This is a genomic window from Amycolatopsis sp. La24 (assembly GCF_029087445.1).
In the GTDB taxonomy this organism is placed as follows: domain Bacteria; phylum Actinomycetota; class Actinomycetes; order Mycobacteriales; family Pseudonocardiaceae; genus Amycolatopsis; species Amycolatopsis nivea.
Map to the genome: position 1 here is coordinate 199094 of NZ_JARACH010000005.1, position 16737 is coordinate 215830.

Here is a 16737-nt window from a genome sequence, read left to right on the forward strand (position 1 = left end):
GTGGCTCCGCCCTGGTAGTCGCTGACGACTCGCGCGACGTTGAGTTCTCGTTTCACTCCTTGCCGGACAGGGGGCATCGCGACGCCCTGTTGGCGAAGAATCCGGCCTGTCCAGCTCAGAGACAGCCCGTAGACAGCGGCGATCCTCGTGATCGTTGCGCCGTCCCGGTATGCCTGCGCCATTTTCTCGTTGCGGCTGTTCAACTCAGGTGTGCTAGCTGGCATCACGACAACCGATGCTCGGCGCGATGGTATGGGTATGGACGTCGAGCCGGATGGGCTGCTCCCGTAACAGATCTCGGTGCGTGCGGGCCCACAGGTAGGTGCCGCGCAGCACCACGTGTCGGCACCTCCCGATGTCCAAGCCCCGCGGGAAGAACTTCCGCCAGCGTCCGGACGCGACATTCTTGTCGTAGGCCGCGGCCCATTCGGCCAGTTCGCGATCGCCTGTTCCGGCGGTGATCCCGGAGGATGCCGGGTCTTTCTCGAACCACTCGCCGGCGTACATGCCTAATACCAAATCGTCGTCGGAGAACGCTGTTGCGAGGTGTTCGCGTATCCGGCGGTACAGCACGGCCGGAACATCGGCGAGCAGCGGTCCGACCAAGCTGGCGGCCTCCTGTAGTACGCGATTCGCGGCGGCGGTGGTCACGCACGGGATCGTCCAGCAGACGGTCCGGTCGGGCAGCACGTCGTCGAAGACGCGTGCGTCCAGCACGCCCGTGTCCTGGTCCAGTGTTATGGCCACAGCCTGTGCGCGTTGTCGGCCCGGCAGGTGCCGGTGCAGGTTGGTCGGTGAAGCTTCGTCCAGCAGGAGGATCTGTGCTTCGGCCGCGCGCAGCTGTCCGGCAGGCTGCCGTGCTCGTGCGCGGTCACTGAGTTCACGCGCGGCCTCGTCAGCGGTGATCAGTGCCGCGGCGGTGTCGAACTCCCGGCCGTCACCGGTGTGCGGGACGAAAGTAGCCTGGTCGAGCGCAGCGAGCCGGGCCAGTCGCCAGCCGCGGGGATGCGGGTCGCCGGGCATGTCGCTGTCGGCGAACCACATCCGCCACGTGCGTCCGCTCTTGTCGACCGTTTCGTGGACAAATCCCGGAGCGTCGTAGAGTCGACGCCATGTCGGCAGTCCGATGCGGTCTTGCACGGCTGGGGTCCAGTTTGCGTGATCCGGCATCAGCGGCAGCTCCATCGTGTGCTGGTCGGGCATTCCATGAGTCCGTGCCTCGTGGTGATCAGTTCTGTGGTGTTCCAGCCGGTCGGCCTGTCGGTAGTGTGCGACCAGACGACTGTGACCGTCTGTGCCGCGTCGCAGAGGCCGTAGAGCCTGCAGTCGCAATAGAGTGTCGGGTCGGGCTCGTCGAAATTCCGGGTGCAGAAGTCCCTGTGGTGGCTGTTGAACGTGCGGCCGGTCGAACCGGCACCGCTGGTGACCTCGAGGTAGGCGAGCTGGACCGTCTTGGTTCCGGTGCCGCCGTCCGCGTTGATCTCCTGGGACAAGGAGTGCAGTCCACAGTGACAAGCGTTCAGCAAATCTCGTTGCTTCTCATTGGTCGGTGCTGGCTTTCGAGAGCCGCGCGATGTCGGCCGCCGCGGGGACTCGCGTTCTGCGTGCGGCAAGCGGGTTCCGTCGGCCTCTGCGAGTGTCTGCAACGGTTTCTTGCCTCCTGTCTGTCTATCGACGGGCGCTGCTGTGTGCTGACGTCGTCGGGTATCAACGGGCCGCGGCGGTAAACCGGATGACTGGAGCGCTAGTTCTCGCCGTCCGCGTCCTGATTCGGCTTCGTTGTCGGCCGGACCGCATCGGCGAACCTCTCCAGGTCTTCCGGCCAGGGTGCCGGGTACTCCGTCGTACTTTGGCTTTTGGTCTTAGTGGTCTCGGCATCCATGGCTGCGCCCTTCTGCGCGGACGACCAGTACGTGGTGAGCATGTCGCGGACGGCGACCGGAACCCCTTGTGGTCCCAGAGGAACGGTGACGTCCTCGAGGATCTGCCACAGCGCCCGATCGGCCGGCTCGGGATCGACCTCTGCGCCGAGGGTGCGGCGGTGGCGGTCGATGGCCTCGGCGAGCCTGCGCACGGCGTTGCGGTGCCTGCGGTTCAGGGCGGCTGCCTTGTGGTTTTCGTCGGCAGCGGCGGCTCGCGTCTGGGACAACCTGGTCTCGACGAGGCGTTTGAACATGGTGACGCGGACACGCCACTGGCTGTATCGCTGTTCGTAGTGCGACGTCGGGTCGAAGCCCAGTTTGCTGCCTCGTTCGTTGCGCCTTGATCGCCGCGTGCGGAGGTCGTTGTCGACCCTGTGCTGTGTCGCGATCAAGATCGTCCGGACCCGGTCGAGCAGCGGCGGGAGTAGCAGGGCTTGCCACAGTCCGGTCGCGTCCGGGCCGAGGTTGGCAAGGACCAGTTCTTCGAGCTGGTCGTCGCTGCGCCCGATCAGTTCGGCGAAGTCCGGAACTGCATCTGTCGCATCATCGAGGCGACTGCTCTGCGCCTCCCTTGACGTCATCTGGTATCCCAAGGCAGGAACCGGCTCCGAACGCGGCAACTCGCCATCTCTGGCCGAGAGCCAGCCGCGGTTGTCAATCGCTGTGCGGAGTAACTGGGTCATGGTGTCCACGCCCGCCACGGAACGTCGGCGGACAGGCTTCCGGCGGCGAGCACCTCCGCGATTGCCGCCGGGCGCAGCACAGAGACCTCGGCCTCGCCCGCCCACCGGTGCGTACGAGGCCGGTGAACGGTGATGCGGTCGGTGTCGGCGAGCGTCACGTCAAACAGGAACGCCAGCTCGGACGACGACCCGTGCCGGCCTCCGTCTATTTCGTGCTCGACGACGGAGCAGAAGTCGAGTCCGGTGATCGCTGCGTCGATCTGGCCGCGCAGGGTGCGGCGGAGTGCCTGCTCGACGGGTTCGCCGTCGCGGACCGGGCCGCCTGGCAAGACAAAGGCACCGGTGTCGTCGGTGATGAACAGGATGTCTTCGTCGCGGCCGATGAGGGCGTACGTTCCTACTCGTGGCCCTGGTGTGCGGCAGGCGTTGTTGTTCATAGCGGATGTCCCATCGAGTGCTGAGGGCCCGAACCGATCGGCGCGGCCGGGCGTGTCTTGCGGACCCGCCAGCCTCGGTTGCGCATCTGAACTCCGGCCTCGGAAAGAACCCGGTGCACGAAGCCGTACGAGCGCCCGCATTCCTCGGCCAGCGCACGAACAGTCGCGCCTTTCTCGTACCTCTTCTTCAGCTTCCTGCGCATCGCGTCCCGGGCGGGTCCGGTGATCCGACACCCCTTGATGCTGATTGCTGGCGCTGCCAAGGTGTCCCGTCCTTTCTCTTGTTATCGAAATCGGTGCCGCGCGACTAGGCGCTTCCGGGATGAGGAGGCGGCTCGTGCTGCGCATGGTGTCCTTCGCGCTAATGGTTGGCTGGTGCGAGATCGCGGTCCTCGACCGGCCATGCGATCTGCGTCGCGGTCCAGTCGTCCAGCGGCCGGTGGCGGATGACGGAGGGGCGGCTCATCTCGGCCGCCCGATCGTCTGGGAACCCTCCGGGTGCTGCGGGAATTCGCGCCGCGTCCTGCGCGGTACCGGGCCGGTAGATCACGGCTGCTGACTCCTCTCGTACGCGCGGCGGGCACGGTCCCCGCCGGGAAGCACTTGATGCACCACATCAGAACGACGTCCTCGCGAGGCTCCCCGTCGGCAAGGCAGATGACTCCGCAGTCGCTCATCCCGAGCCAGGTGCGCCCGCGGCACAGGATTCGCAGGAGTCTCTGCGGAACCTTGTGCATCACCGCTTCGCCGCGAAGTGAGAACGGCCAGAGTGCGAGGCACACCCTGTATGAGGGCGCATTGGGGCTCTCCCGGAACATGTCAAGCTGCCTTCAACTCAGCGAGCAGTTGGCCCTTGTCGCATTCGCAGAGTTCAGCGAGCGCGTCTTGCGCGGGCCGGGGAACGAGCAGCCGGCCTATTGAGTACGGGGGCAGGTCTCGCAAGCGGATCTCTGCCCAGCGTGCGAGTGGATGTCCCGACCGGGCCAGCTCGGCTAGGTTCACGACTACCGTGCCGTCGCTGATCGCCTCGTCGTACACGCGCTCGAACAAGCGTCCGGGCGGCAGTCCCAATACGTTGCAGTACACCGTGAACCGGGCGACCGTCATCGCGCGCGTTCCGAACTCGTGCGAGGCGATAGTCTGCGTCGCCTGGCCAACACCCATCGCGCGCCAAGTCCTGCCGCGTCCAGTCGCCGATCTCGCGTTCACAACGCAACGCCCTGCCCAGGATCTTCAGGAACCTCGCTTCGACGTCTGCGCGACCGTCCAGTTCACCGTCGGGATTCTCGGGCGCACGGGTGTCCTGCTTTCGCCCATCGTCGTTTGTCATGACGCCCTCCTGCCGCGCTGGCTTCGTCCGCGAACGCGATGAGGCCGCCGAGCCGGCGGGGGCCGGCGATGCCGTCCGGTTGGACCGCCCTGGACGAGCACAAGAACAGCCCGCCGCTTCTCGCTCTGCCGCATACGGGACAGGTGAATGAGCCGAGCGCACTCGACGCATTGAGCGCCGGGGGCCGAGATAGCGAGCGAACACTCCAGCTGACGACCGCAGACGGCGACGAGGGGTACGCCGTGCTCGCGAGACTCGTAGAAGGCCTCGTCGGTGACCTGATGCTGCATGCCGTCGCGCCCGCAGGTATAGGGCGTCGTCCACAGGCGTTGGACTGGTGCGGCCATTCCAGACACCTCTCATCCGGGGTGGAGCGCGGTGGAGGCGACCGGTCGGGGTCAGCCGCCTCCACCGCGGCTATGGGGCGGCAGACAGGCGAGGGCGCCTAGGCTTTCTGCCGCTGGGCAGAATGTGAACGCCGTCGGGCTCGACCTCGCCCGTCCGCCGCCGATTTCCCCGAAGGCATGCGCGCCGCGCGGCACGAAACACCGCCGGGGTGGCTACTGAGTCAGAGCTGGACGTTGCCGTGACCGATCAGGTGGCTGAATCGGCGGGCTCGAGCATTGCATTCAGCTCGTCGCGGATGATCGCGGCAGACTGCTCAGGCGGACGGTTTGAGCAATCCAGGGTCAGAACGGGGAAGCCGACCTCATCCAGCATCGTGCGAGCTTCCCGGTAGAACTTGGTCTCCGTGCGGCTATTGCCTGGCGGGCTCTGGAAGCGGTTGTGCGGTCCACGTGCGTGCAACCGTTCCGAGATCACGTCGGGGTCGGCCTCAAGGATGACCGTAAGGTCCGGTCGTTCGACTTCTTCGTTGATCTGCCAGAGAAACACGGGGTCCACGCCGTCGAAGCGCTGGACGACCAGCCCCGATGCCAGGTACCGGTCGGAGATCACCACGTGGCCAGTCTGAATACGTGGCTTGATCTCGGTTTCCACGTGGTGATACCGGTCAGCCGCGTACAAGCATGCGAGAGCGTGACCGGTGACAGTCGGTGTGAGTTCGGCGGCGAGCTTCCCGATCGGGCCGTTCGACGGCTCCGCCGTCACGTGCACGTGACGGCCCTCCGCAAGAAGAATCTGTGCCAGATGCCGGACGATCGTCGTCTTTCCCGCACCGCCGGGGCCGTCGACGCTGATGAGCAGGCCGCGGTCGAGATCAGAAGAGGACGGCGTCATCTTCGTCACCTCGCTCCGGTCGTTCGCGGAGTGCTTCGAGCGATCGCCCGGCCGCGACATGAGCAAATAACCGGGCGGTCACCGTCGTGTCGTACGCGGCGCGATGCGGCTGCTGCATGTCCTCCAGCCCAGCGTCAAGCCCGAGCTGCCTGACAAGCGATCCGAGCTTGTAAGTCGGATGGCCGGGCAAGAAGCGCCGCGAGAGCTTGAGCGTGTCGAACACTTCGGGGCATTCCCAGTCGCCAAGTTCGCGCTCCAGCACACCGACGTCAACATGGGCGTTGTGGGCGATGAGCGCGGGGGCGTCCAAGGCCTTCAGCACCTCGGCGGCGATTTCGGCGAATGCGGGAGCTCCTGCTACCTGCTCATTGGTGATCCCGTGGATCCGCTTCGCGAAAGGGGTGATCGGCCGGCCAGGCCGCACTAGCCACGAGACGGGCTCGCTGATGCTTCCGTGTTCGATCCGGACAGCCGCAATCTCCACGAGATCGGCGGGCTGTTGGCCGTTGCCCTCGACATCCACGACGACGTAGCTGAGTGCAGTCCAGTCAGTCATGCTGGAACTCCCGTCCATCCAATGTCGGCGCGACCATGCCGGAGCGCATGGTGAGGGTGTCTCGCGTCGTGCACCTGAAACCCGAGCGCGTGCTGGAGGAAGTACCGTGGCTGCTCAGTTTCCAAGCCGGACACGACGACGGCCCGCTGGGAAATGTCTACGACCTCAAGGTCGCGCGCCTCGGGCAACACGCTGGCGCAACGGTGTACATCTTCTGTTGCTGGCACGCGTTGCGCCCCGGCACACAGTTCTCTCTGCGGGAGCGGGCAGATGTCGCAAAGTTCCCGAATGCCGTAGTGACCGTTGTAGTCGGGCAGGCCATGCGCGTACGACACGGCACAGGAAGTCTTGCGGAACAAAGCAGCCGAGTCAGCAAACGCATCGAGGACCCGGCGTTCCAGCGTCTCGGGCACGATCTTGCGGCGTGCAGTATCGGTATAGGGCTCGGGGATGCCGTTGGCCTTGTAGTACGCGGCGATCTGGTCGCGGTAGAAAAGTCCAGTGAAAACCGTAGCGTCCGCGTGCCGGCTCAACTCGTACGCAATGGAGAGGTGCTGATCGGTGTCGTTCAGGCCGGGGACGAGCGGACGCCAATAGAGAATCGTCCGGTACCTTCGCCGCACCGGTTCGCTCATCAGCTTCAACGACTCGGCTGCGACGTGCGACGGGTACGGTTCGATCTTCGGGTCGTCGATCCCTGAGTAGGTGAACAGCAGCGTCAGCTTGACGTGGCGAAGCTGGTTCAACCGGTCGATGTCGTAGGGCTTGAGCTGGTGCCGCGTGATGACCAGCACGTGATTGGTCAGCTCGCGTTCGTCCAGATCTTCGAGCACCGCATACGTGTGCGGGCGGACCTTCGGCAAGAAAGGCTCGGTGGCCCGGTTGAACAACTGGACCGGTGTGACGTGCGGTTGAAAATACCGGTGGTTGACCAGTTCGTCCACCGCTTGCGCGTCCGGCATGAGCGCAACAGGCTGATCCTTGTCCCACAACCCGTAGGTATGCCGGATGCAATATGCGCATCCCAGTGGGCATCCCTGGATGTGGTTGAGGCTCAAGCCGCTCTTTCGATATTCGACCACCTCGCGCGCACTCTCGGAGAGGAGGCCGATCCGGTCCTTGCTGAGCAGGGGTACTGGCGTAATCACGTAGCTCGTCTCCAAGGTCGGCCGGGGCGGACTCAGGGAGACTAGGCAGGTTCACGTGCGCGAGAAAAGCAAGTTGCTCGTAGTTGCACGCAACAAGTCAAACAGTTGATGATCGGAGCAACGTGGCGCTAGTCCTGCGGCAGCTGCTCTGCGAACTCGTCCATGACGCGCGTGATGATGGCGCGAGCGGCACGGCCATAGCTGGCGACAGCGGCGAGTTCGCTGAAGACGTCCGAGTACAGCTCGATCTCTTGGGGCTGTGCGAGGTTGAGGGCCGCGGAATATGTCTCGACCAGGACCTTCTCCTCGTCGTACAACCAGAACCCGTGCCACGGTGCTGCGGTGTACTGGGTGTCAAATCCGATGATCCCGAGCTTGACGTTGGGGAGCGCGGAGATCGAGACCAGGCGATCAAGCTGGCCGAGCATGACCGGCACAGTTGACAGGCGGAAGCGCAGAGCCGCCTCGGTGAGGACGAAGTGGAAGCGCTTGTCCGGCCGGTAGAAGATGTCCTGCCGCTTCAGGCGGCCCGCGACTGCGTCGTTGATGTCGTTGGCGAGCTTGAAGACACGGATGCTTTCGGCGAAACGCGCGCGAGCGTACTCGGAGGTCTGAAGGAGCCCCGGAATCACGGTCGACTCGAATACGCGGAACAGCTGCGTCTTTTGATCCAGTTCAGCAAGCGAGTTCTGCCGCGGCCGGATGCCGCCACGAAGAATCCGCTGCCACTCGGCGTGCTGAACTTCCAGTGTGCGGAGCGACGCGAGCAGTGCAGGAGCCTCGTCCTCGCGCCCAGTCGCCTTCGTCCAGGACTTGATGTCGTCTTCGCTGGGTTTCTGCTTGCCGTTTTCGATCTTGGAGATCTTCGAGAAATGCCATGACAGCGACTCCGCGAGCTTCCTGCCGGTCAGACCGGCTTGTTCGCGCAGCTCGCGGAGCCGACCGCCGAGCGCCATGCGCGCCTCATGGACGTTCGAGGGATCAGAGGCCCTGTTGCTTGGCAAAATCGTCCCGCCGTACCGCGTGATGCCAGGCTGCATCACGCCAGTAGTTGTGTTGAACTACCTGCTCCGGGTCTTCGACGACCTCGCCGCCTAAGAATCCCATGCGATCGTCGAAATGCATCCGAACCAGCAAGCGCGAGTCGAACAACCAGTAGTCATGCTTCGGCAGCCGGTCGGCACGGGTTCGCGGAAGGTAGCGGATGTCTTCGCCTGCTCCGCCGGTGAACTGCGAACACCACACGCCGAACCGGCTGTAGTCCGTGAGCGGCATTGAGACGATGCGCACGCGGCTGAAGAGCCGGCCCGCGGCCTTCGCTTCGCGGATCATGTCAAGCCAGCTCTGCATCCAGGGCAGGTCGTCCGGCTCGCCGGCGAGGAATTTGCGCAGGGACTCGTTCTCGTACGTCGCGTCGTACTGATCGAAGGTCTCCAAGCGGAAGGCCGTGTGCTCGAAGCCATGGAAGAGTTGCCTGAACTCCGGTCCTGGCTTGATCAGCTCAGTCAGCGTGTTCCTCCTTCGGCTCCTGCTGTGCGTAGCGTTTGGCGTAGAACTTCAGGACATCCTCGGGGATCTCGATCAGGGTCTCATGATCGGGGACCGGTCCGATGGCGGCCAGCGCTTGCGGGTCAGTCACCCTCCATCCCTGGGCAATGTAGGTGGTGCGGTCAGTCCGGTCAGTGGCATAGAGCGTCGGCGAGTTGTCGACCTGGGATTCGGGATCCTTGCCGAGGAACGTAACGTGCATCATGCCTCCGTTTCGAGCAACTTCCATCTTGTTGCTCACCATGGTGACGCACGACACCATGACCGTCAACGGTGAGAATGCGGGTCCTTGGGCTGAAGCGCGGGATCGCTGCCCCAGGGTTCGCTGTGCGTACCCCGGGCAGCTTGCCGGGAATCGACGGGAGTCAGCGTACGACCGTCGATGACCCGAAATATAGGAGGAACGGCAGTGCTCCGGCCAGGAGGAACGGGCCGAGCGGGATGTCCCCGCTCGCGCCCTGCTTCCCGACGATTCTCGCGGCCCCGACAACGGTGCCGCCGAGGAGCCACCCCGCTGCGAGGCCGGCCCAGACAGCCTCCCAGCTGATCCAGCCGAGTCCAGTTCCGAGCAGTCCTGCCAGCTTCATGTCGCCGCCGGCAATTCCGCCCAGGGCGTACAGAGCTCCGTTGACAGCCAAGGCGACGGCCATCGCCGAGGCTGCTCGCGCAAAGTTGCCGCCATGAGCATTCAGAGCAGCGTCGGCCCCCAGCGAGATTCCTAGAACCGCGAATGCCGTGCCTAAAAGAATATTCGGCAGTTTGTGCACGAGCAGGTCGATTGTTGCCAGCGGCACACCGAACCCGCCAATGCCGCTGTACGCGACCAGTTCCAGGGACCAGTCGAAGCGGCACGCGAGTGCGGCGAACACGATGGCTGTCACGGCTTCGAGCAAGCCAAGGGGCGGCGGTGCTGTGGCGGGCTCGCTCGCAGCGGCATATCGGATGACTATCGGGCGCAGCATCAACGCGAGCGCTGCGCCAACGAGTGCCCAGCCCAGGACCGCAGCGGTCTGCATGGCGATTATGGCCCGTAAGTATTCGAAGTTTTCGGGCGAGGCTGGTTCACGAGGTGCCCCCAATCAGCGCTGAGTAGCTCGTCATCAGCACTACCAGATTTACTACTCGCCAGTTGGGAAACTCGCACATTGCTAGTTCGAATGGGTGAACGTTGAAGGCAGAGTACCATTCCGACTTCCGGGTCGGTACTTCCACACCTTGCAGTCAGTATGGGTACGCAAGGTAGACCTGAGCCAGGGCACTCGGCAGAAGTTCGAGTGAGAGGAGTGGAGGGGTGGAGTCCGTGGTCTCCCAAAGGGCATGTCGGCCAGCAGCGGTGTTTTCGAGCGTCATCGTCGCTGCCTTGGCGGCTGGATGCAGCGCGGGCTCGCCGTCCGATCCTGCTCCCGCTGGCTCCTCCGAAGCTCCTGGAGCGCCTACGTCGGCAGCCGCACCGCCAGCGTCGACAGCACCGGCTGACGCCGCACGTCAAGGAGCGGTGGCGGCATACCTCGGGATGTGGGAAGACATGGCCGCCGCGGCGAAGACATCAAACTGGCAGGACCCGCGCTTAGGGCAGCACGCCACTGCCACGGCACTGACCAACATCACCCGCGGCCTGTACGCGGACAAGGCGAATGGTCTCGTGACCAAAGGGCAGCCCAAGAACTCACCCAAGGTGTCATCCGTCGAGCCGCCCACAGACCCGACAAAGGTGATCGTCGCTGACTGCGGCGACGACAGCAATTGGCAACATTATCGTGCGGACAACGGACAGCCGGCCAACGACGGCCCGAGCGGACGTCGGCAAATCAATGCCGTTGTCGAACGGCAGGGAGACGGCGCATGGCGGGTTACCGACTTCGGAATTCACGAGGTCGGGTCATGTTGAGGAGAGCTGCGCTGATTGCGGGGACGACCGGATCGCTGGTGCTCGCAGGAGCAGCCCCGGCGTTGGCGGGCGGCCCTTGGGGATCTGCGGATTGCCAGCAGACTCCGTCCCCGGCGTGCCAGCTCGGCGCGGGCCAAGGCGGTACTGACGGCACCCCCGGGCGAGTCCCGTCCGGCCCCGGCAGGAATCCGGGCCGACAGGGCGGAGGTCAACACGATGACCAGCCGGACACCGGCGACCGAGTGATCGGCCCGAACGACAAGAGCGCCGACTGCGGATACCAGCGCTCGGACTACCGGCCCCCGGCGGGTGGAACGATCACCGCCGCCTATCGGCCATCCGACCGGGAACGCGGCACTGAGGTCCGGCCTGCGGTGTTTCGCCTGGCGAGCGTGCGGACGGCACCGTTGGTGCACACCGCCGCGCGGCCTCTGCAGGCGCAAGCCAGCCCTGGTCAGGGACCGGGCGCGTGGTACCTGTACAAGTGCTCCGGCCCTGGCTTCTCGGATGCGCTGTACCGGACGCCGATCTGGATTCCAGACAGCCAAGCGCCTGGTCCGGCTCCGCTGCCGTCGCCTGCGGAACTAGCGCAGGCCGCGCGCAACCAGCTCCGATTGCCGAGCCCCACGATCGCGGCGAACCCGCGCCGAGATCAGCTGGTGGCCCTGCCGACGTGGTTGTGGTTGTCGAGCGGCTGGGATCAGCAGTCGGCCACGGCCTCCGTCCCCGGGGTCTCGGTGACCGCGGTCGCGAAACCGACCTCGCTCGTGTGGTCGATGGGCGACGGATCGAAGGTGACGTGCGGCAGCGGCGGCACCCCGTTCCCTGCCAAGGGCGATCCGAAGGCAGCGTCGCCGGACTGCGGTCACACCTACCGGACGTCCTCGGCCGGGCAACCGAACAACGCATATCCGGTCACAGCCACCGTGCACTGGGCGGTCTCATGGTCCGGGGCTGGCCAATCCGGAACATTCCCCGACATGACGACCACAGGCAACGCGGCGTTCCGCGTGGCGGAGAGCCAAGCGCTCAACACCGGCGGACGGTGATCCGCAACGGGGCACGCGCTCCGCGCTGACAACCACAGAACTCAGTCCGAACAGCCACCGCGCCGCAGACGGCGTCGCGGCGCGGTGGCGCCATGCCTGAAACCAGAAGGGAGGCCGGTCATGAGCACACCCCCCTCGACACGCACGGACACCGCTGGCACGGCGACCGCGCCACCGGACGCCTGGGCCCAGCGGGGAGGCAAACAGGAGCCGCCGTCGCGCTGGAAGACCGTTCGCCCGTCTCGGCGGATTCCGTACCTGCTGCTCGGTGTCGTGTTAGTGATCGCCTGCGCCGCCGCGGCGGTGATCGTGTCCATCCAGCTTGACAACCGACAGCCGGTTCTGGTGTTGGCTCGTCCGGTCACCGTCGGCCATCTGTTGTCCGCACCGGACTTTCGGCAAGTCTCCGTGTCTGCCGATGTCGGGCTCGACGCAGTACCGGCCGCCGAGTCGTCCACTGTGGTCGGTCGCCCTGCGGCGTTCAGCTTGCCTGCCGGCACACTCCTGACCCGTGGCTCGCTGGGGCCGCCGGCGATCCCGGTTGACGGCCAGGCAATTGCCGCGGTGGCATTGAAAGCCGGACAGTTCCCGCCAGCGCTCGCACCTGGTGCGCGGGTCGCTGTACTGGTGTCTTCTGGTTCAGCTTCGACCGGGACAGCGAGTAGTAATCCCGGACAGGTTGCGGTTCCGATCGCGCAGTGGACTGCGACGGTGAGCGATGTCGGTGCGGGCCCGGACCCGCAGAGCACGGTGGTCTCGTTGCAGTTGCCAGAGGCGAACGCCCGCCAGCTCGCCGCCGCTCCGGCAGGCCAGGTCAGTCTCGTCGCATTGAGCGGAGGCGGCGGCTGATGTTGATCGCTCTGTGTTCGCTGAAGGGGTCGCCCGGGGCGACGACCGCCGCTCTCGCGCTGGCGGCGCGATGGCCGGCCGAGCAGACACCGGTCGTGGTCGAGTGCGATCCTGCGGGCGGAGACCTGGCCGCGCGGTTCCGGCTGCCCTCAGCGCCTGGGCTGGTGAGTTTGGCAGCCGCAGCACGCAAGAGCGCGGAGGCGTCGGTGCTGTGGCAGCACGTCCAACGCCTGCCGGCTGGACTTGGGGTGATCGCCGGTCCGGTTGGTGCGGAGCAAGCTCGTGCTGCCTTGGGCGTTCTCGCGCCACGGGGCGCTTCGGTCTTGCGCGCCGCAGGTGATCAGCCTGGCGTGGTGGTGCTGGCCGACTGCGGTCGAACAGCCCCTGATTCACCAGCTCTGCCGATCATCCGGGCGGCTGATGCGATGGTGCTCCTGGCTCATGCCCGCGATGACGAGCTGTCTCATGTCGCCGGCAAGCTCCGAACCGCGGCGACGTGGAATTCGCGACCAGGCTTCGTTCTTGTCGGTGACGGCTATGCCACGGCCGAGGTCGAACACGAACTCCAGATCGGGGTCTTGGGCAGGCTTCCTCACGACCCCAAGGGCGCTGCGGTGCTGTGCGGGTACAGCCGGAACGGGCCGAGTCCGGACCGCTCGGCGCTGGGGCGTGCGGCGTTGCGGCTGGCGCACGGGCTCGCCTCGGCGCGACGTCTGCATGCTGCGGCGAATGCGCCAGCAGCCTTCGGTGCCCGAGCGAACCACTCTCGTGGTCCAGTCGCCACGCCGCTGTCTCTGCATCGAGCGCGGTCGTCGACGAACGGGACGCGCCCATGACCTCGCCGCACATCTACCCGGGCCAGCAAGCCTCACCTAACGGTGTGTCGATGCCACCGAACCTGCCACCGCCCACCTCTTCATTTCCAGGGCCGACGAGCGTTCCTGGCGTCGACCCTCGCCACGCCGCGGCCGTGGATCGGCTGCGCGTTCATCTTCGCCGAGAACTGTCTCGGCAGTTGTCCACCCGTATGCAGGCCGACGACGATGCCGGCCGTCCTGCGATGGAACCGGGCGAGCGGCGTCGGATGGCGCAGGCGATTCTCGCTGATGCCGCGGAAAAGCAAGCACAGCACGAACTTGACACCGGCGGGGCGGTAGTGCCGCAGGACGTCGAGCAACGTGTTGTTTCCGCTGTGTTGGACGAGATCTTCGGTATGGCTGGCCTCGAGCCGTTGCTCGCGAATCCGGACATCGAGAACGTCAACATCAACGGGGACCGAGTGTTCGTGCGTTACGCCTCAGGCCTGCGGGAACGCCTGCCTCCGATCATCGGCTCTGACGCCGAACTGGTGGATCTGATCCGCGATCTCGCCGCACGCTCCGGTGTGGAGGAACGGCGCTTCGACCGCGGCAGTCCGATCGTCAACTTCTCCTTGCCTGGCGGCGAACGTGCGTCGGCGGTGATGGCGGTGACGGCCAGGCCGTCGCTTTCGATCCGCCGTCATCGGTTCGCTCGAGTAACGTTGCGGGAACTGCGGGAGAACGGAACGGTCGACCTGGCGCTGGAGAACTTTCTCACGGCGATGGTGCGGGCACGCAAGAATGTGCTGGTGACCGGCGGCGTCGCGATCGGCAAGACGACCCTGCTGCGAGCGTTGGCCTCGGCAATCCCGCCGCACGAACGGCTCGTTACCATCGAGGACGTCTTCGAACTGGGACTCGACCACGACCCTGGTCATCCGGATGTCGTCGCGATGCAGGCGCGCGAAGCCAACGTCGAGGGCCAGGGCGAGATTTCACAGTCCGAGCTGGTGTGGCAGTCCCTGCGAATGAGTCCGGACCGGGTCATTGTCGGCGAGGTTCGCGGCCCGGTCGTCATTCCGCTCACCAACGCGATGTCCATGGGCAACGACGGCTCGATGGGCACGCTGCATTCGTCCCTGTCCAGCGGTGTGTTCACGAAGCTCGCCGCCTACGCGGTCCAAGGGCCTGAACGCCTTTCGCTGGAGGCCACGAACCTGCTGGTTGCTTCCGCGCTGCACTTCGTGGTCCATCTGGAGAAGCCCCGGGGCGAGGACGGCAAGCGAGTCGTGTCCTCAATCCGCGAAGTCGTCGGTGCGGACGGCACTCAAGTGATTTCGAACGAGGTGTGGCGCCCAGGGGCTGATTTCCGCGCGATTCCCGGCATTCCGCTGCGGACGGCCACGGTGGACGACCTTGTCGACGCGGGCTTCGACCCGGATCTGTCGGGCCGGGCTGAAGGGTGGTGGAAGCCGTGACTACGACCACCGCGTTGATGGCACTGCTCGGAATTGGTGTCGAACTCGGTCTGCTGCTGATTGTGGCCGCCTGGCGGGGCGTCACTGTGCGCTGGCCTCGTTGGAGCCGGCGCAACAGAGGACAGACCGGACGGGATCCGCTCCGGACGCGGTGGCTGCTCGCGGCCGCGGCAGTGGGCATCGTGGTCGCCATCGCCACGGGATGGCTTGTCGGGGGCGTGCTGGCGGCAATGGCGACCTGGGGCTTGCCGCGGGTGCTCGGTTCGGACAAACAACATGCCCGAACTGTGGCTCGCATCGAGGCGATCGCGTCGTGGAGCGAGATGCTGCGCGACACACTCGCTGCGGCGGCGGGGTTGGAGCAAGCCATCGTTGCCACTGCGGAGACCGTGCCCGAGGCGATTCGCCCGGAGATTCACGAGCTGACGTTCCGTCTCGAACGCGGCGACCGGCTAGCTGCCAGCCTGCGGCACCTGGCCGATCAGCTCGCTGATCCGACGGCCGACCTGCTGATCAGCGCTCTGGTGCTGGCCTCGGAGAAGCAAGCGCGTCAGCTGGCCGAATTGCTCGGCGAACTCGCGACCGAGACTCGTGAGCAGGTGTCCATGCGGCTGCGGGTGGAAGCTGGCCGCGCTCGCACCCGGACCAGCGTCCGGATGATTGTCGGAGTCACGTTGGCGTTCGCCGCCGGGTTGACCGCGCTCAACCGCGGTTACCTGGCTCCCTTCGACTCAGCCTTCGGACAGATCATGCTCGCCGTCGTCGGTGCGCTCTTCACGCTGTCGTTTCTGTGGCTCGCCCGCATGGCTCGTTATCAGACCCCAGACCGGTTCCTGACTGACCTTGACGCACTGCGCGGCCGCGACGGCGCGACAGCGTCCACAGGGGAGGGGCAAGCATGATCACCGCATTGGCAATCGGAGCTGGGTTCGGGCTCGGGATTTGGGCCATCCTGGTATGGGCAGTGCCACCGCGTCCCGGTCTGGCCTCACTCCTGCGGCGACTCGACAACACGCCTACGCCAGCACCGATTACGCCACTGGAACGTTCTGGCTGGGCGACCACGCTGGGAAAGCCGTTCGTCGGGCTGTTGACCGCAGTCGGGCTGCCCAGCCCTGTCGTGCGCAAAGACCTCGCCATGACCGGCAGGCCTGTCCCTGCCCACCTGGCTGACAAAGCGGCACTCGCGATTGCCGGGCTCTTGCTGCCGACGCTCGTCTCGGTCGCGCTTGCGCTGCTGGGCATGCCCCTGGCTTGGGAGGTATCGCTGATCGCGAGCTTGCTTACCGGGTTCATCGGATTCTTGCTGCCCGACATCACGGTTCGGCGCGCCGCCGCGCGCCGACGGGCTGACTTCCGCCTCGCGCTGAGCGCCTATCTGAATCTGATTCGGGTCACTCTCGCTGGGGGTGCCGGAGTGGAAGGCGCTCTTACTGACGCAGCCACGGTTGGCCGTGGCCGCTCGTTCAACCAGATCCGACGTGCGCTGACGATCGCAAAAGTCACCCGCGTCACCCCGTGGGCCACCCTTCGCGCACTCGGGGCCGAACTTGACATCCGCGAGCTCGCCGAACTGTCCGCGTCAGTCAGCCTTGCAGGCACGGAGGGCGCCCACGTCCGCGCGTCCTTGCAAGCCAAGGCATCCGCACTGCGGACACGGGAACTCACCGAAGCCGAGGGCGACGCGCAAGCTGCCACCGAACGGATGAGCCTGCCCGTGATTGTGCTCTTCATCGGTTTCCTCTTGTTCATCGGCTACCCGGCTGTGGCTGCCGTGCTAGGAGGGGTTTGAAAGCCAGGTATCGGTAAT

At 65.7% G+C, this 16737-nt stretch carries 21 protein-coding genes; 6 read left to right on the forward strand and 15 right to left on the reverse strand.

Going from position 1 to position 16737, the window contains the following annotated elements; genetic code table 11:
- Positions 1–213: 213 nt before the first annotated feature.
- The 14 genes from PUT80_RS09180 to PUT80_RS09245 all read right to left on the reverse strand — a co-directional run bounded on the left by PUT80_RS09180 (position 214) and on the right by PUT80_RS09245 (position 9879).
- The gene (locus tag PUT80_RS09180) at positions 214–1185 is read right to left on the reverse strand and encodes a hypothetical protein (protein ID WP_037359925.1); all 972 of its coding nucleotides are present in this window, start codon (positions 1183–1185) and stop codon (positions 214–216) included.
- Positions 1170–1493, reverse strand: coding sequence for a hypothetical protein (locus PUT80_RS09185; RefSeq protein ID WP_037359927.1), 324 nt, complete (start codon positions 1491–1493; stop codon positions 1170–1172). The genes PUT80_RS09180 and PUT80_RS09185 overlap by 16 nt, the downstream gene beginning before the upstream one ends.
- Before the next feature lie 251 nt (positions 1494–1744).
- Complete coding sequence (locus tag PUT80_RS09190; protein ID WP_158684461.1) at positions 1745–2614, reverse strand: hypothetical protein; 870 nt, start codon at positions 2612–2614, stop codon at positions 1745–1747.
- Positions 2602–3042: an NUDIX domain-containing protein gene (locus tag PUT80_RS09195; RefSeq protein ID WP_037359931.1), complete on the reverse strand. Its 441-nt coding sequence runs from the start codon at positions 3040–3042 to the stop codon at positions 2602–2604. The genes PUT80_RS09190 and PUT80_RS09195 overlap by 13 nt, the downstream gene beginning before the upstream one ends.
- A complete protein-coding gene (locus tag PUT80_RS09200; RefSeq protein ID WP_268745721.1) occupies positions 3039–3290 on the reverse strand; it encodes a helix-turn-helix domain-containing protein in 252 nt (83 codons plus the stop codon). The genes PUT80_RS09195 and PUT80_RS09200 overlap by 4 nt, the downstream gene beginning before the upstream one ends.
- 113 nt (positions 3291–3403) lie before the next feature.
- Positions 3404–3592, reverse strand: coding sequence for a hypothetical protein (locus PUT80_RS09205; RefSeq protein WP_037359933.1), 189 nt, complete (start codon positions 3590–3592; stop codon positions 3404–3406).
- Between the two features lie 269 nt (positions 3593–3861).
- Positions 3862–4206, reverse strand: a complete 345-nt coding sequence (locus PUT80_RS09210) for a hypothetical protein (RefSeq protein WP_037359935.1) — start codon at positions 4204–4206, stop codon at positions 3862–3864.
- Between the two features lie 760 nt (positions 4207–4966).
- The gene (tmk, locus tag PUT80_RS09215) at positions 4967–5611 is read right to left on the reverse strand and encodes a dTMP kinase (protein ID WP_037359936.1); all 645 of its coding nucleotides are present in this window, start codon (positions 5609–5611) and stop codon (positions 4967–4969) included.
- Positions 5592–6167: a 3'-5' exonuclease gene (locus PUT80_RS09220; protein WP_037359938.1), complete on the reverse strand. Its 576-nt coding sequence runs from the start codon at positions 6165–6167 to the stop codon at positions 5592–5594. Before PUT80_RS09220 ends, tmk begins: the two co-directional genes overlap by 20 nt.
- On the reverse strand, positions 6164–7315 hold the full coding sequence (locus PUT80_RS09225) for a radical SAM protein (RefSeq protein ID WP_037359940.1): 1152 nt from the start codon (positions 7313–7315) through the stop codon (positions 6164–6166). Before PUT80_RS09225 ends, PUT80_RS09220 begins: the two co-directional genes overlap by 4 nt.
- Positions 7316–7443: 128 nt before the next feature.
- The gene (locus tag PUT80_RS09230; RefSeq protein WP_235079091.1) at positions 7444–8271 is read right to left on the reverse strand and encodes a helix-turn-helix transcriptional regulator; all 828 of its coding nucleotides are present in this window, start codon (positions 8269–8271) and stop codon (positions 7444–7446) included.
- A 25-nt stretch (positions 8272–8296) separates the two neighbouring features.
- The gene (locus tag PUT80_RS09235; protein WP_037359944.1) at positions 8297–8824 is read right to left on the reverse strand and encodes a DUF6879 family protein; all 528 of its coding nucleotides are present in this window, start codon (positions 8822–8824) and stop codon (positions 8297–8299) included.
- Entirely contained in the window at positions 8817–9134 is a 318-nt protein-coding gene (locus tag PUT80_RS09240; protein WP_235079093.1) for a hypothetical protein, read from the reverse strand. Before PUT80_RS09240 ends, PUT80_RS09235 begins: the two co-directional genes overlap by 8 nt.
- A 94-nt stretch (positions 9135–9228) precedes the next feature.
- Positions 9229–9879 carry a hypothetical protein gene (locus PUT80_RS09245; RefSeq protein WP_051165943.1) on the reverse strand — a complete coding sequence of 217 codons (651 nt, stop codon included), beginning with the start codon at positions 9877–9879 and terminating at the stop codon, positions 9229–9231.
- Between the two features lie 479 nt (positions 9880–10358).
- Here PUT80_RS09245 and PUT80_RS09250 point away from each other — a divergent pair, with 479 nt between their 5' ends.
- The 3 genes from PUT80_RS09250 to PUT80_RS09260 all read left to right on the forward strand — a co-directional run bounded on the left by PUT80_RS09250 (position 10359) and on the right by PUT80_RS09260 (position 12649).
- Positions 10359–10751, forward strand: a complete 393-nt coding sequence (locus tag PUT80_RS09250; RefSeq protein ID WP_235079095.1) for a hypothetical protein — start codon at positions 10359–10361, stop codon at positions 10749–10751.
- 392 nt (positions 10752–11143) lie between these two features.
- The gene (locus PUT80_RS09255; protein WP_235079097.1) at positions 11144–11800 is read left to right on the forward strand and encodes a hypothetical protein; all 657 of its coding nucleotides are present in this window, start codon (positions 11144–11146) and stop codon (positions 11798–11800) included.
- 120 nt (positions 11801–11920) lie between these two features.
- Positions 11921–12649, forward strand: a complete 729-nt coding sequence (locus PUT80_RS09260; RefSeq protein WP_081655062.1) for an SAF domain-containing protein — start codon at positions 11921–11923, stop codon at positions 12647–12649.
- A 389-nt stretch (positions 12650–13038) separates the two neighbouring features.
- Here PUT80_RS09260 and PUT80_RS09265 read toward each other — a convergent pair whose 3' ends face one another.
- The gene (locus PUT80_RS09265) at positions 13039–13245 is read right to left on the reverse strand and encodes a hypothetical protein (RefSeq protein ID WP_143271435.1); all 207 of its coding nucleotides are present in this window, start codon (positions 13243–13245) and stop codon (positions 13039–13041) included.
- Between the two features lie 236 nt (positions 13246–13481).
- Here PUT80_RS09265 and PUT80_RS09270 point away from each other — a divergent pair, with 236 nt between their 5' ends.
- Genes PUT80_RS09270 through PUT80_RS09280 form a run of 3 tightly spaced genes read left to right on the forward strand, consistent with a single transcriptional unit; the run spans position 13482 to position 16719 of the window.
- A complete protein-coding gene (locus PUT80_RS09270) occupies positions 13482–14927 on the forward strand; it encodes an ATPase, T2SS/T4P/T4SS family (RefSeq protein WP_037359949.1) in 1446 nt (481 codons plus the stop codon).
- Complete coding sequence (locus tag PUT80_RS09275; protein ID WP_238604462.1) at positions 14924–15829, forward strand: type II secretion system F family protein; 906 nt, start codon at positions 14924–14926, stop codon at positions 15827–15829. Before PUT80_RS09270 ends, PUT80_RS09275 begins: the two co-directional genes overlap by 4 nt.
- The gene (locus tag PUT80_RS09280; protein WP_037359951.1) at positions 15826–16719 is read left to right on the forward strand and encodes a type II secretion system F family protein; all 894 of its coding nucleotides are present in this window, start codon (positions 15826–15828) and stop codon (positions 16717–16719) included. Before PUT80_RS09275 ends, PUT80_RS09280 begins: the two co-directional genes overlap by 4 nt.
- Positions 16720–16737: the final 18 nt, after the last annotated feature.

Bases quoted from the DNA above. Each gene is read 5' to 3' on its own strand.
- PUT80_RS09245 (WP_051165943.1), bottom strand. From the start codon at position 9,879: ATGCAGACCGCTGCGGTCCTGGGCTGGGCACTCGTTGGCGCAGCGCTC.
- PUT80_RS09180 (WP_037359925.1), bottom strand. From the start codon at position 1,185: ATGGAGCTGCCGCTGATGCCGGATCACGCAAACTGGACCCCAGCCGTG.
- PUT80_RS09210 (WP_037359935.1), bottom strand. From the start codon at position 4,206: ATGGGTGTTGGCCAGGCGACGCAGACTATCGCCTCGCACGAGTTCGGA.
- PUT80_RS09280 (WP_037359951.1), top strand. From the start codon at position 15,826: ATGATCACCGCATTGGCAATCGGAGCTGGGTTCGGGCTCGGGATTTGG.
- PUT80_RS09230 (WP_235079091.1), bottom strand. From the start codon at position 8,271: ATGGCGCTCGGCGGTCGGCTCCGCGAGCTGCGCGAACAAGCCGGTCTG.
- tmk (WP_037359936.1), bottom strand. From the start codon at position 5,611: ATGACGCCGTCCTCTTCTGATCTCGACCGCGGCCTGCTCATCAGCGTC.
- PUT80_RS09260 (WP_081655062.1), top strand. From the start codon at position 11,921: ATGAGCACACCCCCCTCGACACGCACGGACACCGCTGGCACGGCGACC.
- PUT80_RS09270 (WP_037359949.1), top strand. From the start codon at position 13,482: ATGACCTCGCCGCACATCTACCCGGGCCAGCAAGCCTCACCTAACGGT.
- PUT80_RS09220 (WP_037359938.1), bottom strand. From the start codon at position 6,167: ATGACTGACTGGACTGCACTCAGCTACGTCGTCGTGGATGTCGAGGGC.
- PUT80_RS09195 (WP_037359931.1), bottom strand. From the start codon at position 3,042: ATGAACAACAACGCCTGCCGCACACCAGGGCCACGAGTAGGAACGTAC.